The following is a 2171-nucleotide window of genomic DNA, read 5'->3' as shown; positions in this document are numbered from 1 at the left end:
ATTTATTCCAGAAAATATTGAATTAGAAAATGATAACTCTTTTGAAAAAATGGACTTGATTTTCTCAGAGGAAGGATATCATCGCATGTATTCAAATCCTTATCATTGGTCTAATCTAATTCAATTATCAACTCTAAAAGAAAATACATGCATTATGATTGGGCTATCAATGGATGACCCTAATTTACGTCGTTTACTCGAAATTGCTCAAGCTGGAAATGAAAGTATTCAACATTTTGCATTTTTAAAACGTATTAATATTTCTGAAATTTCAAAAAAATCGAAAAACTCAGCTGTTTTAGAATCATCTTTTCTCGAGCGTCATCATAATTTACAAGAGTTAATATTTTCTGAACTTGGTGTAAATATTATTTGGTTCGAGAAGTTTGAAGAACTACCTGAACTTTTGAATCAAATTTTAAATTAACCCTCACCCCAGCCCTCTCCCTGAGGGAGAGGGAGCAATCATTTGATTTCATGCCTATGTGAATTTCGCAATGGAGTTCCCTCTCCTTTTAGGGGAGGGTTAGGGAGAGGTCTATTTTAATTCAGAACATCTCCACCACAAATCCTCCAACATCAAATCCGTCTTTCCCAACACATCATGATTCCAATATCGCACAACGGTTAAATCCAAAGCCTCTAAAAACTTGGTTCGTTCAGCATCATATTCTTTTCCATCGTCTGTGCCATGCTGACTACCATCTAACTCAATGACTAAACCAATTTCATGGCAGTAAAAATCCACAATATAGGGTGCGATCACATGCTGTCTACGAAATTTCAGATTCATAAATCGTTTAGCGCGAAGTAGTTGCCACATTAAATGTTCTGCATCTGTGGCATTGGTTCTCATGATTTTGGCGAATTCTAATAATTGTGAGTCTAGTTTCATTTTTTATTTTCCATTTTAATTACCCTCGTCCCAGCCCTCTCCCTGAGGGAGAGGGAGCATTCTTTATTAATTTAATAGTTATTCGATACGCAAGAAGTTCCCTCTCCTTCTAGGAGATGAGCAGCGCTGCTACGCAAGGGGAGAGGTTACAATACCCCATGCCCCAATAACATCTCGACCCCACTCAGCTTTTTCATATGCTTTAAACGTTCTTTCTCCCACTTCAACTGTTGCTTTAACTCAGCAACATCCTTATCTATCACTTTATACACATCACTCATTTTGAGCTGTTTGGTGTTGATATGACTGCGTAAGTGAAAAGACGCAAAGATCTCTTCCAACTGGCTTTGCAAGTTCTGACTCTGCGCTTCCAAAGACAACTGATAAAACTTCACTTGCTCAGAACTTAAAGCTTTTGAGCTTAGGCCTTTATTCGTCTCTAGCTGTAATTGGAGTTTCAGTAAGTAAAATAAATCCTGATCTGCATAGGCTTCATTGACCTTCTGCAAAAGTTCGGTCTTATCTAATTTCTTCGCTTCATCATGCTCACGGTCTGGGTGAATCATCGCCGTAATTTTTAAATACACAGTTTTCAGTGACTGCTCTGCCATTTTGGCTGCTTGCTCACGTTTTTCTTGTTGTTTCAACTGCTTGGCACGTTCACGTTCTGCTTCATATTCGGCAGAATCATATTCATAATTTTCCCAGTCCACATCCACGTTTTGCTCTACCATTTCAGCAAGGTCATGACTTTGTATTGAGTTTGCTTTGGTTTTTTTCGCGCGTACATGCTCTGCATACTGCATATAGAAAGCATCAATTTTCTCTACTTGTTCTTTTTGCTCGGAAGTTAGCATCTGAGATTTTCTTAGCATCTTGGCTAAAGCAGCTATTTTGGTGTCGATCTGTGCCAAGTCTGCTTTGCTAAAGGCATCACTGGCTAAGTGAATCCACAGAGTATCGAGCTGTGTAAATAGAACCGTATGTAACTCGCTATACACAGCTAAAAGCTTGCTGTGCGCATAGTTTTTAATGTCAGCTTGCGCATTTTGCCATACTGCCAATTCTTGTTTTTGTTGTTCAATGCGTTCAATCAAACGATTTAATTTTTTCTGCTGTGGACTAAGCCTCACCTCTGGTTGAGCCGTCGTTTTTAACGCTAAAGACATAACCCATCCAACCCAGTACAAAAGAGAAATTATAGCGCGATCTGAGCATACAAGCAGTGATCTCTCTTTTAAGCCAAATTTAAAATCTGAGTGATTCAAATTTTAAA

Annotated in this window: 3 protein-coding genes; 1 reads left to right on the top strand and 2 read right to left on the bottom strand. The window is 38.4% G+C overall.

Going from position 1 to position 2171, the window contains the following annotated elements; all coding sequences use genetic code 11:
• On the top strand, positions 1-427 hold a 427-nt coding region (locus DPG01_RS18265), incomplete at its 5' end, for an SIR2 family protein (RefSeq protein WP_171327454.1).
• Positions 428-538: 111 nt separating this feature from the next.
• Here DPG01_RS18265 and DPG01_RS18260 read toward each other — a convergent pair.
• Both DPG01_RS18260 and DPG01_RS18255 read right to left on the bottom strand, forming a co-directional pair.
• The gene (locus DPG01_RS18260) at positions 539-895 is read right to left on the bottom strand and encodes an endonuclease domain-containing protein (RefSeq protein ID WP_110975991.1); all 357 of its coding nucleotides are present in this window, start codon (positions 893-895) and stop codon (positions 539-541) included.
• 146 nt (positions 896-1041) lie between these two features.
• Positions 1042-2064, bottom strand: coding sequence for a molecular chaperone DnaJ (locus DPG01_RS18255; protein ID WP_110975990.1), 1023 nt, complete (start codon positions 2062-2064; stop codon positions 1042-1044).
• Positions 2065-2171: the final 107 nt, after the last annotated feature.

The organism is Acinetobacter sp. WCHAc060042, assembly GCF_003231195.1.
Lineage (GTDB): Bacteria > Pseudomonadota > Gammaproteobacteria > Pseudomonadales > Moraxellaceae > Acinetobacter.
This window is presented reverse-complemented; position numbering and strand designations above follow the sequence as displayed.

Bases quoted from the DNA above. Each gene is read 5' to 3' on its own strand.
- DPG01_RS18260 (WP_110975991.1), bottom strand. From the start codon at position 895: ATGAAACTAGACTCACAATTATTAGAATTCGCCAAAATCATGAGAACC.
- DPG01_RS18255 (WP_110975990.1), bottom strand. From the start codon at position 2,064: ATGTCTTTAGCGTTAAAAACGACGGCTCAACCAGAGGTGAGGCTTAGT.